Genomic DNA, 15,240 nt, shown 5'->3' with positions numbered 1-15,240 from the left:
AATCCTGCTCGCACCCCGATAAGCCCGTGCATTGCATCTGTGAAACATTGGACACGGAGATCATGATCCGGTGATGCGGACTTGTCCAGCTCGAGCGTACGATCAAGATCCTTAAGGATATTCTTTTTCAGTTACGTACCCGCTTCCGTACCGGGTACGCCAAGTGCGCATCCAGCACCTCACCCACGACATACAGCTCCGGCCATTCCGGGGCCCACGGTCCTGGTACGGGCGCGACCTTCTGCGCATCGCGGAGTGTCCGCACTCGCCGCGCGGTGAGGCCCCGATAGGACTCATCCAGTTCTTTTGCCAGCGCGACGATTCCCGAAACATTCATTCGCTGCTGTCGCGCTTGTTCGACCCTGTCGTGATCCACAGTGGCTCGTGCTTCCGACGGACAGATCACCTGCCACGCGGCCTTGACCACGGCGCGAACATCGGTGGGCGCGTCCTGTACGCCTTCGGTCATCGCCAGTGCGATGACATTGCGGTCGAGCCAGCGGGCCAGACCAGGTGTCGAGGGCGCGCCGGAGTATTCGATGCCGCGCTGCTCACAGACCAGCCGCACCCAGGACACGAGTACCGCGTGTAATTCGTCCGCGACGAGTGCCGCGGCCTGGTTGTACGGCAGCGGCTGCTCGCTCGGTCTACGGTGCATGCGGTAGTCACCGGGGCTGCTCAGCCGCGCCTGCTTGGTCAGTGCGATGCCGAGATCCTCGACCAATTCCGGGATCTCCCGCAATAGCTCCACCAGTTCGCGCAACTGGACGCGGTCGAGGTAGAGATGGTTCGGGTCGATGTTCCGCGCCGGCCCGCTATGGCGTATCGACGCCGGACGCCGAGTTGTCATGATGCCGCTTCCTCTGCGGTGGAATGCCAGTGGTCGAGCGTGGTGGGGGTGGTGTGATCGCACCGGAGGACCGGTGGATCGGGATTCACCGCGAGCAGTTCGGTGGGAGCGTGCCGCCACCCCGCGTCATCGCACATGGCGCAGCGACGGGCGGCTTCGCGGCGATTGATCGCCTCGGCATGACGTTCGGCGCCGTGCTTGGCATCCCAGCGTTCCCGCGCTCGGCGGGCCTCGGCGCAGGCACCGCAAGGCGGTGGCGCCGGGTGGGCGCGGTGCAGCGAGCATCGGCGTTCCGGGGCTTCGTCGGCTGGTCGCACGCTCCCCGAGCTTTTCTCAGGGGCAGGGACAGGGACAGGGGTTCGCTGGTGCCGCACCGGTTGGGTAGCGGCTGCTGAAGCATGTGCTTGCGCTCGCCGCACCTGCCCGGATATCTGTCCGCCCTTGCGCCCGGCGGCGGCACGCTTGCGGCGGCGATCCTCGATCTCGGCTTTGGACATCTGCCGCTCACCCCAGCCGTGGAAGCGATACCCACCATCTTCAGCAGCCCACAAGCCCACCGCGACCAGTTTTTTCGCCTGTGCGGTCGAGCCGAGCCCACGCACGATGGCAGCGGGTACGAAACCCTCGGTGAGCTGCTGCATGGACCACGAGCCCGCGCGCACCCACAGGCCCATGGCGGCATTGCCCGCGGCGACCACCTTAGGGTGGAAGCCGAGCTGATCGTCTACCTGGAACCAGGGCATCAGCGGGCCCCCTCGGCCACCTCACGGTTGATCACCTCGGCGAGCCGAAGTGCGTGACCATGGCGGATGTAGTCGTCGGTGTGCCTGCCGTCGAGCAGATAGCCGCGCAGGTAGGCAACGGCGCCGCCCCAGCTGTGCCAGTTGCGCGGCGACCACCAACGCTGTAGCTGGCGGTCGATCGCGACCTCGATCAGGCTCTGTCCCCAGCGCAACATCGCCTCGGGACTGCGCAGGCTGAAATACGCCGACAGGTCGGCGATACTGCGCAACGGGTTTCCCGCGGGTAGCGCGGTGATCGGATCGCCTGCCGCGGCTGCCCAGTAGGTGGGGATACCGGTGATCGGCCGCTGGCCCGCGATTCCATAACCACCAGGATCGGTATCGATGCAGGCGCCCATCGGGCGCAGCGGATCGGCGATGAGTGCGCAGGCCACCACTTCGAGAAGCGGAAACTCTCCGCGCCCGATTTCTGCCGCGAGATCGCCCACGATTCCGGCCCCCTGTGAGTAACCGGCGAGCACTACGCGATTCCCGGTGGCCTCGATGGCCTCGATGAGCGCGCGCCTGCCTACGGCCGCGCTATCGGCATAGGTCACCTGATTGCCGTAATCGGCGGGATACGGAACCATCTGCGATGTAAATACTTTCGGATCCAACGCGTCGGCGAAGACACGGCATGCGCCCGCTCCATCGGAGTTCCAGGTGCCGCCGACGATGAGCACATCGAATATCTCGTTCGCGGCGTGGGAAGATCGAAAGCCCTTGCCGTTCAGTGGATCGAATCTGGTCATGGCGACATGCCTTTCGTAGACGTGCGAGACCGGACGCGCACCGGGCGGCTGGCGTCGATCAGGGAATTCGGGTGCTGTGCGTACCGTTCAGGTCGCGCTGAAGAGCGGGCCGGGCGCCGACCCCTCGGCAGATAGCGTATTGCGAGGAGAATGCGAAAAGTATTTCGCTACAGTACTTTTCATCTGCATCGTCACGGGTTTCAGACGCAGATTACCTGGATGTGTTGCGATAGAATTTCCCAGTTCGGGCCACACCGGATTGGGATATCCGTAGTCGACATAGACCATCCGATGATCGACCGCGATGATCACACCGTGCTCGATGGCGCCGCACTGGGGACCGGCGGGGGGAACGAAGACAACACGATGACCGATGTGGCGACGGAACAGTTCCACGCGTTCTCGAGGCATTCCACATAGCCCGGTCATGGACCACCACTGCGGTAGCTAAAAGTTTGCTTTTCGGTCGATTTCGAGGCGGCTGATGTTCGTGATTCATCTCACACATAACCAGAACGAGGCCGGTCGCGGCACACTACGAAGCCGAGTGGTCAACTCGACCCCGCCATCTCGGGCAGCAGATCGGCTACTCGGCAGTCCAGTACTGCCGCAAGGAAAACGAGCTCGTACAGATCGAACGAGTCCATGGCGTCGAGCTTGTCCAGCAATACCTCTTCCGGGACGCCGGATAGTCGCGCGAGTTCGTCCCGAGTCAGTCCAGCCGCAGACATGGCGTGCCGGATCAGATCGGCAACCATGCGATCCAGATGTTCCATGTGGAGCACAATAAGTTCCGTTTGGACTTGTTGCAACTCATAACGGCGCTCCAGGTGGATCTGGACGGAGGCCCAGGGAGGTCAGCGCGATGTTTGCCATTTCATTTGCCACATGGCCGTTCGGACCTCAAAATAGTCCGTATGGGTGTGAACAGGGCGGCTTCGGAGATCAATAGCGCGGTGGGCAACGAGCTACGCGCCGCGCGGGCGCGGCGGAATCTGACCCGCCCGCAGCTGGCGACACTGACCGGATTGGGGGTCAGCACGATTCAGCGTTTCGAGAACGGCGAACGCTCACCGGACATACAACAACTACACGCGCTGTGCACAGCTCTCGGCATACCCATGCGCGAATTCGTCACGCTGGCATTGCGCGATGTGGAACGCCCCGACGAATAGGCCGGATGCGATGAGGATCGGTAGCCGCCACAGTTGCCGGCGGCTACCGACGAATCAGAGCAGCGGGCGCACCGCGCCCATCACCTGCCGCGCGATCAAGCGCAGCGCTCGCCTCCATCACGAAAGCTCCCTGCGGCCACAACCACCTCGGCGTATTGCACGACTGCCTCGGCCGGATCCACATCAGTCGCCCATGCCGCGAGCACGACATCACAAAGCGTGCCCGTGCCTTGCGCGACCCGCTGTGCGGCCTCACCGCCGATGACCACCCCGAGCAAGCTCGTCACACTCCCGCTCCACGCAGGAATAGACTCTGCCAGCGAGTCGATACGATCCACAACCACTGTTCCCCTTCTAATTCCGCTCTACTTCGAGCCCATGTTCCGGAACAGAGCTGAACAAGCGTCCCGGAACATGGCGTAGTTATACCGCATCTATCCAGCAATCGCGTACCAAAGCAATGCTGCTACAGCGGTATTCATCGAAGAAAGCGGCGAATAGCGGAATTCCGCGTAATCGCTGGATATTTGCCAGCGCAAGACTCGTTGCGCTTACTCACATTTGACGATCGGAATCGGGTCGTACTTGACAGTACGTGTGGTGCGGGAGATTTCCCGACCGGTGCGACGGTCGGTGATGACCCTGGTGTCGGAAACGGTGAAGCCGGGTGCGCCCTCGGTGGCGATGCAGTCTTCGCCCTCAGGAAGTTCCACGGTGGTGGGCTCGGTCGGCTTGGTGCGCTCTCCGGTGATGGATTCGACGTCGACCGTCTTCACGCCCCACAAGCGCACGGTGACGTCGGAGGCGGAGGCGGAGGCCTCGATATAGACGCCGTTCGGGGTGTTGTTGCGGAATCTCAGGTCGATGACGCCGTCGAATACCGTGGCCTCACGAGCCTCCGGATAGCGCGAGATGTAGTAGCTGTGCTCGGTATGCCCAGCGTCCTCCAGACCTGCGAAGTACGCGGCGTTGTAGAGCGTGGTGGCGAACTGGCTGATGCCACCGCCGACCGCGGTGCTAGGGCGGCCGTGGTCGATGATGCCGGACTCCACATAGCCTTCCGCGATACCGCGCGGTCCGGTGAAGTCGTTGAGCGAGAAGGTCTCGCCTGGTTCGATGATGGCACCGTTCACCTGCTCGGCGATGGTGCGGATATTGATACCGGAAGGGCCGCTGAAACCGCTGGTGGTGAACTTGCCCATCACCTCGGTGATATTGAGTGCCTGCGCGGCCTCGGTGGTGAGCTCGGGCTCTATCTTCTCGTAGACGGCTTGTCCTAGACGTTCTCCCGGAGCGGTGATCAACGCGGGCAGCTGTTCGAGCGTCTTCAGCCAGTCGATCTTGTCGCCGGCACGCGCAGGCACCAATCGCGCGGTACGGCCGGAGAGTTCGAAGGTCGCGTCTTTCGGTTCCACCTCGGACTCGGCCAGTTGCGGAGCCAGCAAGCCGGTCGCGATCTCCTGATCGAAGACCGGTGCGAGACCACCATGGCCATCCGGCTCGAACGAGAGCACCTGCGCGATCTGCGCCGGTTCTAGGGTGGCGGTGACCTCTTTGCCCTCGATCTCTTTGCCCGCGAAACCGATCGGCGCGCGTACCGCGGGCTCGGCGATGGTGCGCATCGCCTGATCCACCGCTTCCGGCCGCACGGTCATCGGTGCCGCGGTTTCCGGCAGCACGAGCGGACGACCGAAGTACCAGTTGTCCAACAACACGGTGCGCGCTGCGGGCACATCCAAGATACGACCCGGAACCGGCTGCACCGCAATGGGTTCCGCGCCGCGGAAGACAATGTTTCCCGCTACCGACGGCCGATCGTGCACCTGCAGTGCGGTGAACGCACGTGTCAGGGCCGCCTCGTCGACCGTGCTCGCCACCGGCACGCTGTGCGTGCGCATCAGCGAGGTGAGACGGGTAATAGGATTGAGCGGCTGATCACCGATACGCGACCAGGTGGCGGGCCAGTCCACCGCGAGACCCGCGGCGCTCGGCACGATGCCGCTCTGCTCATCCCCTATCGTGACCGCCAGCGGGGTGGTGGCCCGTGGGCCGAGCTCGGCACGCAACCTGGCGTCGGCGGCGGCGGTGTGCATACCACCGATGTCGATACCCGCGACCACGGTGCCGCGCGGCACCTGACCGGAGGACATCAGCAGATCGGTGAGATAGGCCAGACCGGCGAGCGAGACCACCACACCGAACGCGATACCGATCCGCTTGGCCAGCGGTGCCTGCTGCGCCGGATTCCCGGGGCGCGCCGACCGCAGAATACGCGCGGCAGTCCAGCGGCCGGGCGCTTTCGGCTCGGCCACCGGCCGCGGCGCGGACGGTACGGCCTCCGGCGCGGCGCCGGGACGCTGCACGGCCAGCGGCACGGTCGGCGACGAATCCACGGCACGCTGCTCAGCTGGCTCGGCGGTCACCGCATACGGCAGTCTGTGGGTCGGCTGATCATCCCCGTACCGCGGCAACACCTCGGTCTGCGGCTCTGGCGCTTCGAAGTGTGGTGGCTCGACCTGCGGGGATTCCCTGATCTGGGTGGATTCGAGGAGCCGCCGCAGCCCGACCTCACCGCCCTGCGACCGGCCACGTCCCTGGCGCCCGGTTGTGGACTCGCTGGTCACGAACCTCCCTCTCCGCTCGGTTGCCGTGTGGTCTCCCAGGTATGGATTCTTCCGCCAACCATAGTGATGACTACTCGCTTATGCCGGGTCAGCACATACATCGCACAGCACACGCGCATCACACATCAATCGGATGTGGCGCTACGGGGGAAACCGCAAGGCCCCGCGCGGGTGCCGGGTCGGGGGCCGGCGCCCACGCGGAGCCAACCCGTGTATCGCTGCCGTGCGCGGCGCGTTACCGGTCCTGCGCAGAACCCTGCCGAGGCAATACCGCGAGACAGGCGATGCCTGAGACAGACAAGACGAGGACAATCGACACCGGCTCCCGCCACAGGAACTCGGACAAACGAGGGAAAGGGATGGTATGCAGCTGGGAATGATCGGTCTGGGCCGGATGGGCGGCAATATCGTGCGCCGCATCGTCGCGGACGGGCACACCGCTGTCGGCTATTCACGCCGCAAAGAACAGGCCACACAGTTCGCCGAGGAGCTGGGCGACAGCTTCACGGGCGCGGCGGATTACCGGACTTTCGTGGCCGCGCTGGAGAAGCCGCGCGTTGTCTGGGTGATGATCCCGGCAGGGGCAACGGGCACGGTCATCGAAGAGGTCGCCGAACTGCTCGAACCAGACGACATCATCATCGACGGCGGCAACAGCCGCTACCACGAAGACATCAAGCGGGCCAAGCGGCTGCAGCCCAAGGGCATTCACTACGTGGATATCGGCACCTCGGGCGGGGTCTGGGGTTTGGAACGCGGCTACTGCCTGATGATCGGCGGGGAGCAGGAGCCGGTCGCGCATATCGATCCGCTGCTGCGATCGATCGCCCCCGGCATCGATGCGGCGCCACGCACAACGGGCCGCACCGGCGAACCGTCCACCGCCGAACAGGGCTACTTGCATTGCGGGCCCGCAGGTGCGGGCCACTTTGTGAAGATGGTGCACAACGGTATCGAGTACGGTGCCATGGCAGCCTATGCCGAAGGCTTGAACATCTTGCACAAGGCCGATATCGGGGCAGCGAAGGCCGGTGCGCACTCGGCCGAGGAGGCCCCGCTGGACAACCCCGAGTACTACCAGTACGACCTCGATGTGCCCGAGATCACCGAGGTATGGCGGCGTGGATCGGTAGTCGCCTCATGGTTGCTCGATCTCACCGCCGGTGCGCTGTTCGCCGATCCGAGTCTGGATTCGTTCAGCGGCCGGGTATCCGATTCCGGTGAGGGCCGCTGGACCATCGACGCGGCAATCGACGAAGGGGTGCCCGCGCCGGTGCTTTCGGCCGCTTTGTTCGCCCGCTTCTCCTCACGCGGTGAGTCCGAGTACGCGGACAAAATGCTCTCGGCTATGCGTAAGGCGTTCGGTGGACACGATGAGCTTCCTGACGCATAGACCGCGCCGATCGGCATGGCACGGCCCCCGGTCCGATGACCAGGGGCCGTGCCGATACTGGTTACGCGCTACCCGGATCAGCGCTCCAGGATCGCCACCACGCCCTGGCCGCCCGCGGCGCAGATGGAGATCAGCGTACGGCCGGAGCCCTTCTCTGCCAGCGTCTTCGCCGCGGAAGCGACGATACGCCCACCGGTAGCGGCGAACGGATGGCCCGCTGCCAGCGAGGAGCCGTTGACGTTGAGCTTGTCCCGGTCGATCGCGCCGAGCGCACCGTCCAGGCCGAGGCGCTCCTTGCAGTACTGATCCGACTCCCATGCCTGCAGAGTGGCCAGCACCACGGAGGCGAACGCCTCGTGGATCTCGTAGTAGTCGAAGTCCTGCAGGGTCAGGCCGTTACGGGCCAGCAGGCGCGGCACCGCGTAGGTGGGGGCCATCAACAGACCGTCCGGACCATGGATGTAGTCGACCGCGGCGACCTCGCTGTCGACCAGGCGGGCCAGCACCGGCAGCTTACGCTCGGCTGCCCACTCCTCGCTGGACAGCAGCACCGCGGAGGCACCGTCGGTCAGCGGGGTGGAGTTGCCCGCCGTCATGGTCGCCCCGCCTGCCTTCACCCCGAAAACCGGCTTCAGGGTGGCCAGCTTCTCGATCGAGGAGTTCGGCCGTAGGTTGTCGTCGCGGGTCAGCCCGAGGAACGGCGTGATCAGATCATCGAAGAAACCGCGATCGTAGGCCGCGGCCATCCTGGTGTGCGATAAGTAGGCCAGCTCATCCTGTGCCTCACGCGAGATGCCGAATTCCTTGGTGGTGAGCGCGGCGTGTTCCCCCATGGACAGCCCGGTGCGCGGCTCGCCGTTGCGCGGGATCTCGACGCCGAGCATGCTCGGGCGCAACTGGCCGACCAGCTTGAGCCGGTCGAGGTTGGTCTTGGCGCGATTGGCCTGGAGCATCCACTCGCGCATATCCTCGCTGACCCCGATCGGGGCATCGGAGGTGGTGTCGGTGCCGCCACCGATACCTGCCTCGATGCGCCCGGCGGCGATCGCGTCGCCGACGGTGACGATGGCCTGTAGGCCGGTACCGCAGGCCAACTGCAGATCATGTGCCGGGGTGTACGGGCTGAGCGTGCTGCCGAGCACACTTTCCCTGATCATGCCGTGCTCGCCGACCCGCTTCAGCACGGCACCGCCCGCGACCATACCGAGCCGCTCGCCTTGCAGGCCGAAACGGCTCACCAGCCCGTCCAGCGCGGCGGTGAACATGTCCTGATTGGAGGCGTGGGCATACGCCTTGTCCGAGCGAGCGAATGGGATCCGGTTACCGCCGACAATCGCGACCGGGCGGGCGGTCTTGGCGGGCTTGGCTGTGCTCTTCGCCGAACGGGCTTTGCTGGTCACTCGAGTCTCCAAGGTCTCGTGGATGGCTGCCCGGCGGCCGGTCGGATGCGGAGGAATCCGCGCAGATCGGCGCCCCGTCGCAGTTGTTTACTTTAAACTTACTCTGGAGTAAGTTTAAAGTCGATACGTACCCCGCAAAAGTGCGCCAGCAGACCGCGCCGGGGCGACCCCCAGACCCGAGAGACAGAACTCAGAAAAGGTAGGAATAGTGGCCGCCAGCAAGAACAAGGGTGCTCCCAACCTCTACGGATCGTTCGTGAACTCCGCTCCCGGCGCGTTTCTGGCCGGTAGACTCGGCCTCCCGCAGCCGGAGAGCCTGCGCCGTTACGTCAAGGGCGAGGCGCCGCTGCCCGGCCCGGTACTGCTCGGCGGCAAAGGCCGGGTCGCCGAGCCGATCCGCGCCCTGTTGCCGGATTACACCTTCGCCGATGCGCTGAGCAACGGAACCAAATACGGTGCCCTGGTATTCGATGCCACCGGCATCGGCACGATCGAAGACCTCTCGCAGCTGTTCGAGTTCTTCCAGCCCGCCATGCGCAGCCTTGCCCCGTCCGGTCGTGTCGTGATCATCGGCACCACACCGGAACTGGCCGCCAGTGTGGACGAGCAGATCGCGCAGCGCGCCCTCGAGGGCTTCACCCGCTCGGTGGCCAAGGAGCTACGCCGCGGCGCCACCGCTCAGCTGGTGTACCTCCACCCCGAGGCCTCGGCCACCGCGAGTGGATGTGAATCGACCCTGCGCTTTCTACTCTCGGCCAAATCGGCGTTCGTCGACGGACAGGTCATCCGGGTCGGTAAGGACGAAGCGACCGCTCCGGCCGACTGGGACCGTCCGCTGGCGGGCAAGGTGGCCGTGGTCACCGGCGCGGCGCGCGGTATCGGCGCGACCATCGCCGAGGTGTTCGCCCGCGATGGCGCACAGGTGATCGTGGCCGATATCCCGGCAGCGGGCGAGGCACTGTCACAGACCGCGAACAAGATCGGCGGCACCGCGCTCGCGCTCGACGTGACTGCCCCCGATGCCGCCGAGAAGCTGGCCGAGTTCGCCACCGAGCGCTTCGGCGGCATCGACATCATCGTGCACAACGCAGGCATCACCCGCGATAAGCTGCTGGCGAATATGGACGAGGGCCGGTGGAACGCGGTCATCAATGTGAATCTCGCAGCACCGCATCGCATTACCGAAGGCCTGGTAGCCAAGGGCGCGCTGAAAGAGGGCGGCCGCGTGATCGATGTGTCCTCGATCGCGGGCATCGCGGGCAACCGTGGCCAGACCAACTACGGCGCTTCCAAGGCCGGGGTCATCGGCATGGTGGCGGCCGAGGCGCCGAAACTGGCGGAGAAGAACATCACCATCAATGCCGTCGCGCCCGGTTTCATCGAGACCGCGATGACCGCCGCCATTCCGCTGGCGACCAGGGAAGCCGGCCGGTTGATGAGTTCGCTGTCGCAGGGCGGCCAGACCGTCGACGTCGCCGAGACCATCGCCTACTTCGCCAGCCCTGCCTCGAATGCGGTAACCGGCAATATCGTCCGGGTCTGCGGGCAGAGCCTGATCGGAGCATGATGAACGACGTGGCACAGGGAGGGGAGAAAACGCAGGTGATCACCCTCTCCGAACCACCGAAGAACAGCAGCCTGTTCGCCAAGGCCGCGCTCGGCGCGGTGCCGCTGCTGTCGGCGCGTAAGCCGACGCTGCCAAATCGAGCCGTTCAGCTCGAGGGGCTGCGGGTGGACCCGGATCATCTGGCCGCTTACTGCCGGGCGACCGGCCTGCGGTTCGGCGACGCGCTGCCACTGACCTACCCGTTCGTCCTCACCTTCCCGCTGGCCATGCGGCTGGTGGTGGCCAGGGATTTCCCGTTCGTCGCGGTGGGCGCGGTACACGCGCAGAACCTGATCGAGCGCACCAGGGATATCTCGGTGAGCGAACCGCTGGATATCCACGCCCATGTCGAGAATCTGCGCGAGCATCCAAAGGGTCTGCTCGTCGATGTGATCAACGATATCCGGGTGGGGCGAGAACTGGTGTGGCACCAGGTCACCACCTTCCTGCATCAACAGCGCACCTCACTGTCCGGCGGGCCGAAACCGGAACCGAAACCGGAGGAGGTCCCGCCGCCCCCGCTGCGCACCCTGCGGGTGGATCAGAAGATGATCACCCGGTACGCGGCCGCGTCCGGTGATCACAACCCGATCCATACCTCGGCACTGGGTGCCAAAGCGTTCGGTTTCCCGAAATCGATCGCGCACGGAATGTGGTCGGCGGCAGCTGTTCTCGGTGCCATCGAGGGCCGTATTCCCGGGCAGACCAAGTACGCGGTCAAGTTCGGGAAGCCGATTCTGCTGCCTTCCACCGTGAATGTGTACGCCGATCAGACGAAAGACGGCTGGGATCTGGCCTTGCGGCATCCGAAGAAGGGGTACCCGCATCTGACGGCCACCCTGCGCTGAACAAGCCGGAACAAGCAGTGCCGCATCCCGATTCCGGCGGAATCGGGATGCGGCACTGCGGCACCACGACGCCGGATTACCGTGGTGCGCGGGTTATTCGGTCTTCTTCCTGCCCGCCAAACCGCGCCAGGCCAGATCGTCGAGCAGATCGACCGCCTGGCTCACTTCGATACGACCACCGGCCAACCGATCGGCGATGGCCTCACCCGCACCGATCACGGCGGCGGCGATAACGTCGAAGTTCGTCCCCGGCTCGGCATGCTTGGCATTGGATTCCAGCAACTTGGCGGTCAGTTCGATAACCCGCTCCCGAGCGTTCTCGATTTCCGAAGCGAACCCCTGCTGGCTCATGGCCTGCCGGTAGAGCACCTGCCAGGAGCGGCGATTACGGTCGACGAAGCCGAGGAAAGCCTCGAGGGCGGTGCGCAACTGCTCATGCGGTGTCAGCAGCGGATTACCCGCGGGCGTGACGGATTCGATGAACCGCGTCCTCTCGCGCTGCACACAGGCGCGGAACAATTCGTCCTTGGAACCGTAGTACAGGTACAGCATCGGCTTCGAGATCTTCGCCTCGGCGGCAATCGCGTCCATCGACGTATCGTGAAAACCTCTACGCGAGAAGACCTCCACAGCGGCATCGAGCATCTGTTGCTCGCGTATCGCTCGCGGAAGCCGCTTCGTCCCGCCCGCCATCTATACTCCTACCGCAGGTGAACCTCACATATTACTCCAAGGTAAGTTCCGGCGGTGCGCATCGGCCGGGCGCCCGTGGTGGCCGCGCAGGGTGGTCAGCAACGCGGCAGCGCGCCCTTGAAGGCAGCCATGCGCAGCACCGAGGCATCCACCTGCGCCATCGGTAACCGGCCGCTCGATACCGCTTGTTCCAGCCGGTCGAGCACCGACGGCACCGCGTCGGTGCTGATCCACAAAGCGTTGTCGGCACCGGCGAGCAAGGCGGCCTCGACGGCGTCCTCGATCGACATCCGGTCGGCGATCGCCGCCATCCCACCCAAATCGTCGGTGAAGATCGGCCCATCGAACGGCGCGGCCCCATAACCGCTGCCCTGGCGCAGCAGCGTCATCGCCGCCGGACTGATACTGGCCGGGACATCCGGGGTGGTCAGGCCTGGCACGTCCAGGTGACCGACCATCACCGCCGCACCCGAGCCGATCAGCTCGCGGAACGGCACCAGATCCACGGTCTGTAGCTGTGCCAGTGGCGGTGTGCGGACCGCGCCGGTGTGCGAATCGCCTGAGGCGGAGCCGTGCCCGGGGAAATGTTTCAGCACCGTACCGACCCCGGCCGCGCGCATCGCTCGGATGAAGGCATCCGCGTAGCTGACGACCACAGCGGGGTCATCGGAATAGGAGCGGTCGCCGATGACCGTATCGTCGGGCTGGGAGCTGACATCGATATCGGGGGCGAAGTCCACCGTCACCCCCAAATCGCGCAAGGCGCGCGCCCTCACCAGCACCGCGTCGTAGTACTCCTGCGGACTCATGGTCTGTGCCGTCACGCGTGCCGAAGGGGCAGGGCCGATCAGATCGCTCACGCGGGAGACCCGGCCGCCCTCCTCATCGATGGTCACCATCAGTGGCACCTTGGCAACCTGCTCGACCTGCCGGATCTCGCCGGATCCAAGGAGCGCCTGGTCGGTCCATGTGCCGACGAAGATGCCGCCGACCTGCTCATCGCGCACCACGGCGGTGGCATCCGCGGCGCCGGTTATCCCGACCGTCAACAGCTGGGCCAGCTTCTCTCTGGTGGTGAACTGCGCCAGATACTCGGCGGTGCAATCCGGCCGGGCCGAGGCGGTGACCGGGGTCGCGGACGCCACCGCGGGGGTAGCGCTGTCCGAGGCGGCCGGTTCGATACTGCTGCCGCTGCTGGAGCAGGCGGCCGCTACGGCGGTGAGAACCGCGAGGACGAGCAGAGACGTCTTCCGCATAGCGCCCAACCGTACTCGTTACGACACTCCCGAGAGCAGGTGACGACACCCCATCGGAAACCCGCAGCGACCATCGGCCACTGCGTTCGCACGTGCGTACCGGTATCCGCCACATCGTTTCGGGTACTGGACAAGGGGTAATCTCGACATACCACCGCGCTCCTCCCTCAGGAGGTCATCGTGCCCTGCGATCGGATACTCATCGCCTACGACGGCTCCGAGAATGCCAAACGCGCTATCGAATACGCCGGACGGTTCCTCGACGCGCAGCGCGCTGTCGTACTGACCGCGTGGGAGCCCCTGGTACGGCAAGCTGCCCGCCTGTCCGGGTTATCCGGTGTCGTACAACCGGAGTGGGTGCCCGATGAGGAACTGGAGGACGTCGCCTACCTCGATGCCCGCACCACCAATGCGGAGGGCCTGCTACTGGCCGAACTGGCAGGCCTGAACGCCGAGGCACGTACCGCCGAATGCGCGACGACCATCTGGAACGCCATCGTCGACTGCGCCGACGAACTGGACGCCGATCTCATCGTCGCGGGGACAAGGGGCGCTACCGGTATCCGTGCGCTGTGGCACAGCAGTGTCGCCGACGCTGTCCTCAAGCACTGCCATCGTCCCGTTCTGCTCGTCCCGCCCGGTAAGCCTTCCTGACCGGCACGGGCAGTTCGGCAGGTGGCATGACCGGCCTGCCGAATGCGCCGCTCATGCGGGGGGCGATCCGGCCGGGGTTAGGTTAGGGGTATGGATGGGTTCCTGCTCGCTCGGGCCGATGGCGTTGTTCGGGGTTATGGGAGCCGTATCGTTTTCGATGACGCGCGGCAAGCACTGGCAGCATTGCGCACGGGACACGCGGAGTTCGTCGTCGGTGCGTTGCCGTTCGACCCACGCAAGCCCGCGGCACTGAGTGCGCCGAAGCGTGTCGAGCACACCGCGGGCCCGTGGCGGCCAGCGGCACTTCCCGAACTACCCGCGGTGCGGGCGGTCGCCGAACTGCCGAGCCCGGCCGAGCATATGGCGCGGGTACGGAAACTGGTCGCACAGCTCAACGATCCGGCACAGCCACTGCGCAAGGTGGTCGCGGCGCGTTCGGTACTGGCCGAAGCGCAAGCCGCGCTCGACCCGGAACTCGTCGCCGCGCACCTGCTGACCAGACATCCACACGCGAATGTCTTCGCCGTCGATCTGACCCCCGCCGGACGCACAGGCGCGACACTGGTCGGCGCCACACCGGAGGTACTGATCGCCAGGCAGGGCGATACGGTGACATTGCGTCCGCTGGCAGGCACATTACCGCGGCTGCCCGACCAGAGCGCCGATAGCGCCCAAGCCGGGGAACTTCTGGCCAGTACCAAGAACCGAGCCGAGCACGCCTTCGTGATCGACTGGATCGGACAGCGACTCGGCCCGATCTGCGCCGAACTGACCATTCCGGACAGCCCGGAACTGATCAGCACATCCGAGGTGTGGCATCTCGCCACACCGATCACCGGCCGCCTCCGCGACACCACGACCACCGCGCTCGATCTGGCGATGCTCCTGCACCCGACACCCGCGGTCTGCGGCACGCCGACCGGTCCGGCCCTGGATGTCATCACGCACCTGGAGGAAGACCGCGGCTTCTACGGCGGAGCCGTCGGCTGGTGCGATGCGGAAGGTGACGGTGTGTGGGTGGTCGCGATCCGCTGTGCGGAACTTTCCGCCGACGGCCGCATCGTGCGCGCGCACGCGGGCGGCGGTATCGTCGCCGCCTCCGATCCACGCGCCGAACTCGACGAAACCACCGCCAAGCTGCGCACTTTGCTCGGCGCGCTGAACTGCGACCTGCCCGCGCAGTGAACGAGAAAACCTCGGCAGTGCG

General features: G+C 65.4%; 16 protein-coding genes. 6 read left to right on the top strand and 10 right to left on the bottom strand.

Going from position 1 to position 15,240, the window contains the following annotated elements:
• Window positions 1-127: 127 nt before the first annotated feature.
• The 5 genes from ACL02S_RS05540 to ACL02S_RS05520 form a co-directional block, all read right to left on the bottom strand.
• On the bottom strand, window positions 128-850 hold the full coding sequence (locus ACL02S_RS05540; RefSeq protein WP_412801203.1) for a hypothetical protein: 723 nt from the start codon (window positions 848-850) through the stop codon (window positions 128-130).
• Entirely contained in the window at window positions 847-1,593 is a 747-nt protein-coding gene (locus tag ACL02S_RS05535) for a hypothetical protein (protein ID WP_412801202.1), read from the bottom strand. Before ACL02S_RS05535 ends, ACL02S_RS05540 begins: the two co-directional genes overlap by 4 nt.
• On the bottom strand, window positions 1,593-2,384 hold the full coding sequence (locus ACL02S_RS05530; protein ID WP_412801201.1) for a PE-PPE domain-containing protein: 792 nt from the start codon (window positions 2,382-2,384) through the stop codon (window positions 1,593-1,595). The genes ACL02S_RS05535 and ACL02S_RS05530 overlap by 1 nt, the downstream gene beginning before the upstream one ends.
• Window positions 2,385-2,471: 87 nt before the next feature.
• Window positions 2,472-2,780: a hypothetical protein gene (locus ACL02S_RS05525; RefSeq protein WP_412801200.1), complete on the bottom strand. Its 309-nt coding sequence runs from the start codon at window positions 2,778-2,780 to the stop codon at window positions 2,472-2,474.
• A 155-nt stretch (window positions 2,781-2,935) separates the two neighbouring features.
• Entirely contained in the window at window positions 2,936-3,160 is a 225-nt protein-coding gene (locus ACL02S_RS05520) for a helix-turn-helix domain-containing protein (protein ID WP_412801199.1), read from the bottom strand.
• A 141-nt stretch (window positions 3,161-3,301) separates the two neighbouring features.
• On the opposite strand from ACL02S_RS05520, the gene ACL02S_RS05515 reads away from it, so the two are divergent.
• Window positions 3,302-3,559, top strand: coding sequence for a helix-turn-helix domain-containing protein (locus tag ACL02S_RS05515; protein WP_412801198.1), 258 nt, complete (start codon window positions 3,302-3,304; stop codon window positions 3,557-3,559).
• A 95-nt stretch (window positions 3,560-3,654) separates the two neighbouring features.
• On the opposite strand, the gene ACL02S_RS05510 is transcribed toward ACL02S_RS05515, so the two are convergent.
• Together ACL02S_RS05510 and ACL02S_RS05505 are read right to left on the bottom strand one after the other, a co-directional pair.
• Complete coding sequence (locus ACL02S_RS05510; protein ID WP_412801197.1) at window positions 3,655-3,846, bottom strand: hypothetical protein; 192 nt, start codon at window positions 3,844-3,846, stop codon at window positions 3,655-3,657.
• 264 nt (window positions 3,847-4,110) lie between these two features.
• Complete coding sequence (locus ACL02S_RS05505) at window positions 4,111-6,183, bottom strand: VanW family protein (protein WP_412801196.1); 2,073 nt, start codon at window positions 6,181-6,183, stop codon at window positions 4,111-4,113.
• Between the two features lie 364 nt (window positions 6,184-6,547).
• Here ACL02S_RS05505 and gnd point away from each other — a divergent pair, with 364 nt between their 5' ends.
• Window positions 6,548-7,576 (top strand): phosphogluconate dehydrogenase (NAD(+)-dependent, decarboxylating), encoded by a 1,029-nt coding sequence (gene gnd / locus ACL02S_RS05500; protein WP_412801195.1) that lies wholly within the window; start codon window positions 6,548-6,550, stop codon window positions 7,574-7,576.
• Between the two features lie 77 nt (window positions 7,577-7,653).
• Here the strand turns inward: gnd and ACL02S_RS05495 are convergent, their stop codons facing one another.
• Window positions 7,654-8,976, bottom strand: coding sequence for an acetyl-CoA C-acetyltransferase (locus tag ACL02S_RS05495; RefSeq protein ID WP_412801194.1), 1,323 nt, complete (start codon window positions 8,974-8,976; stop codon window positions 7,654-7,656).
• 208 nt (window positions 8,977-9,184) lie between these two features.
• Here ACL02S_RS05495 and ACL02S_RS05490 point away from each other — a divergent pair, with 208 nt between their 5' ends.
• On the top strand, window positions 9,185-10,543 hold the full coding sequence (locus ACL02S_RS05490; protein ID WP_412801193.1) for a 3-oxoacyl-ACP reductase: 1,359 nt from the start codon (window positions 9,185-9,187) through the stop codon (window positions 10,541-10,543).
• Window positions 10,544-10,551: 8 nt separating this feature from the next.
• Window positions 10,552-11,430, top strand: a complete 879-nt coding sequence (locus tag ACL02S_RS05485; protein ID WP_412801192.1) for a MaoC family dehydratase — start codon at window positions 10,552-10,554, stop codon at window positions 11,428-11,430.
• 93 nt (window positions 11,431-11,523) lie between these two features.
• Here ACL02S_RS05485 and ACL02S_RS05480 read toward each other — a convergent pair whose 3' ends face one another.
• Both ACL02S_RS05480 and ACL02S_RS05475 read right to left on the bottom strand, forming a co-directional pair.
• The gene (locus ACL02S_RS05480) at window positions 11,524-12,123 is read right to left on the bottom strand and encodes a TetR/AcrR family transcriptional regulator (RefSeq protein ID WP_412801191.1); all 600 of its coding nucleotides are present in this window, start codon (window positions 12,121-12,123) and stop codon (window positions 11,524-11,526) included.
• A gap of 95 nt (window positions 12,124-12,218) precedes the next feature.
• Window positions 12,219-13,379: a glycoside hydrolase family 3 N-terminal domain-containing protein gene (locus ACL02S_RS05475; RefSeq protein WP_412801190.1), complete on the bottom strand. Its 1,161-nt coding sequence runs from the start codon at window positions 13,377-13,379 to the stop codon at window positions 12,219-12,221.
• A gap of 180 nt (window positions 13,380-13,559) precedes the next feature.
• On the opposite strand from ACL02S_RS05475, the gene ACL02S_RS05470 reads away from it, so the two are divergent.
• Both ACL02S_RS05470 and ACL02S_RS05465 read left to right on the top strand, forming a co-directional pair.
• Window positions 13,560-14,033 (top strand): universal stress protein, encoded by a 474-nt coding sequence (locus ACL02S_RS05470; RefSeq protein WP_412801189.1) that lies wholly within the window; start codon window positions 13,560-13,562, stop codon window positions 14,031-14,033.
• A 90-nt stretch (window positions 14,034-14,123) separates the two neighbouring features.
• Window positions 14,124-15,218: an isochorismate synthase gene (locus ACL02S_RS05465; protein ID WP_412801188.1), complete on the top strand. Its 1,095-nt coding sequence runs from the start codon at window positions 14,124-14,126 to the stop codon at window positions 15,216-15,218.
• The last annotated feature ends 22 nt before the right edge of the window (window positions 15,219-15,240 follow it).

This window comes from Nocardia spongicola, assembly GCF_047200775.1.
Lineage (GTDB): Bacteria > Actinomycetota > Actinomycetes > Mycobacteriales > Mycobacteriaceae > Nocardia.
This window is presented reverse-complemented; position numbering and strand designations above follow the sequence as displayed.

Excerpts from the sequence above, each read along its gene's own strand:
- ACL02S_RS05540 (WP_412801203.1), bottom strand. The coding sequence starts at position 850 with ATGACAACTCGGCGTCCGGCGTCGATACGCCATAGCGGGCCGGCGCGG.
- ACL02S_RS05535 (WP_412801202.1), bottom strand. The coding sequence starts at position 1,593 with ATGCCCTGGTTCCAGGTAGACGATCAGCTCGGCTTCCACCCTAAGGTG.
- ACL02S_RS05530 (WP_412801201.1), bottom strand. The coding sequence starts at position 2,384 with ATGACCAGATTCGATCCACTGAACGGCAAGGGCTTTCGATCTTCCCAC.
- ACL02S_RS05520 (WP_412801199.1), bottom strand. The coding sequence starts at position 3,160 with ATGGAACATCTGGATCGCATGGTTGCCGATCTGATCCGGCACGCCATG.
- ACL02S_RS05515 (WP_412801198.1), top strand. The coding sequence starts at position 3,302 with ATGGGTGTGAACAGGGCGGCTTCGGAGATCAATAGCGCGGTGGGCAAC.
- gnd (WP_412801195.1), top strand. The coding sequence starts at position 6,548 with ATGCAGCTGGGAATGATCGGTCTGGGCCGGATGGGCGGCAATATCGTG.
- ACL02S_RS05480 (WP_412801191.1), bottom strand. The coding sequence starts at position 12,123 with ATGGCGGGCGGGACGAAGCGGCTTCCGCGAGCGATACGCGAGCAACAG.
- ACL02S_RS05475 (WP_412801190.1), bottom strand. The coding sequence starts at position 13,379 with ATGCGGAAGACGTCTCTGCTCGTCCTCGCGGTTCTCACCGCCGTAGCG.
- ACL02S_RS05465 (WP_412801188.1), top strand. The coding sequence starts at position 14,124 with ATGGATGGGTTCCTGCTCGCTCGGGCCGATGGCGTTGTTCGGGGTTAT.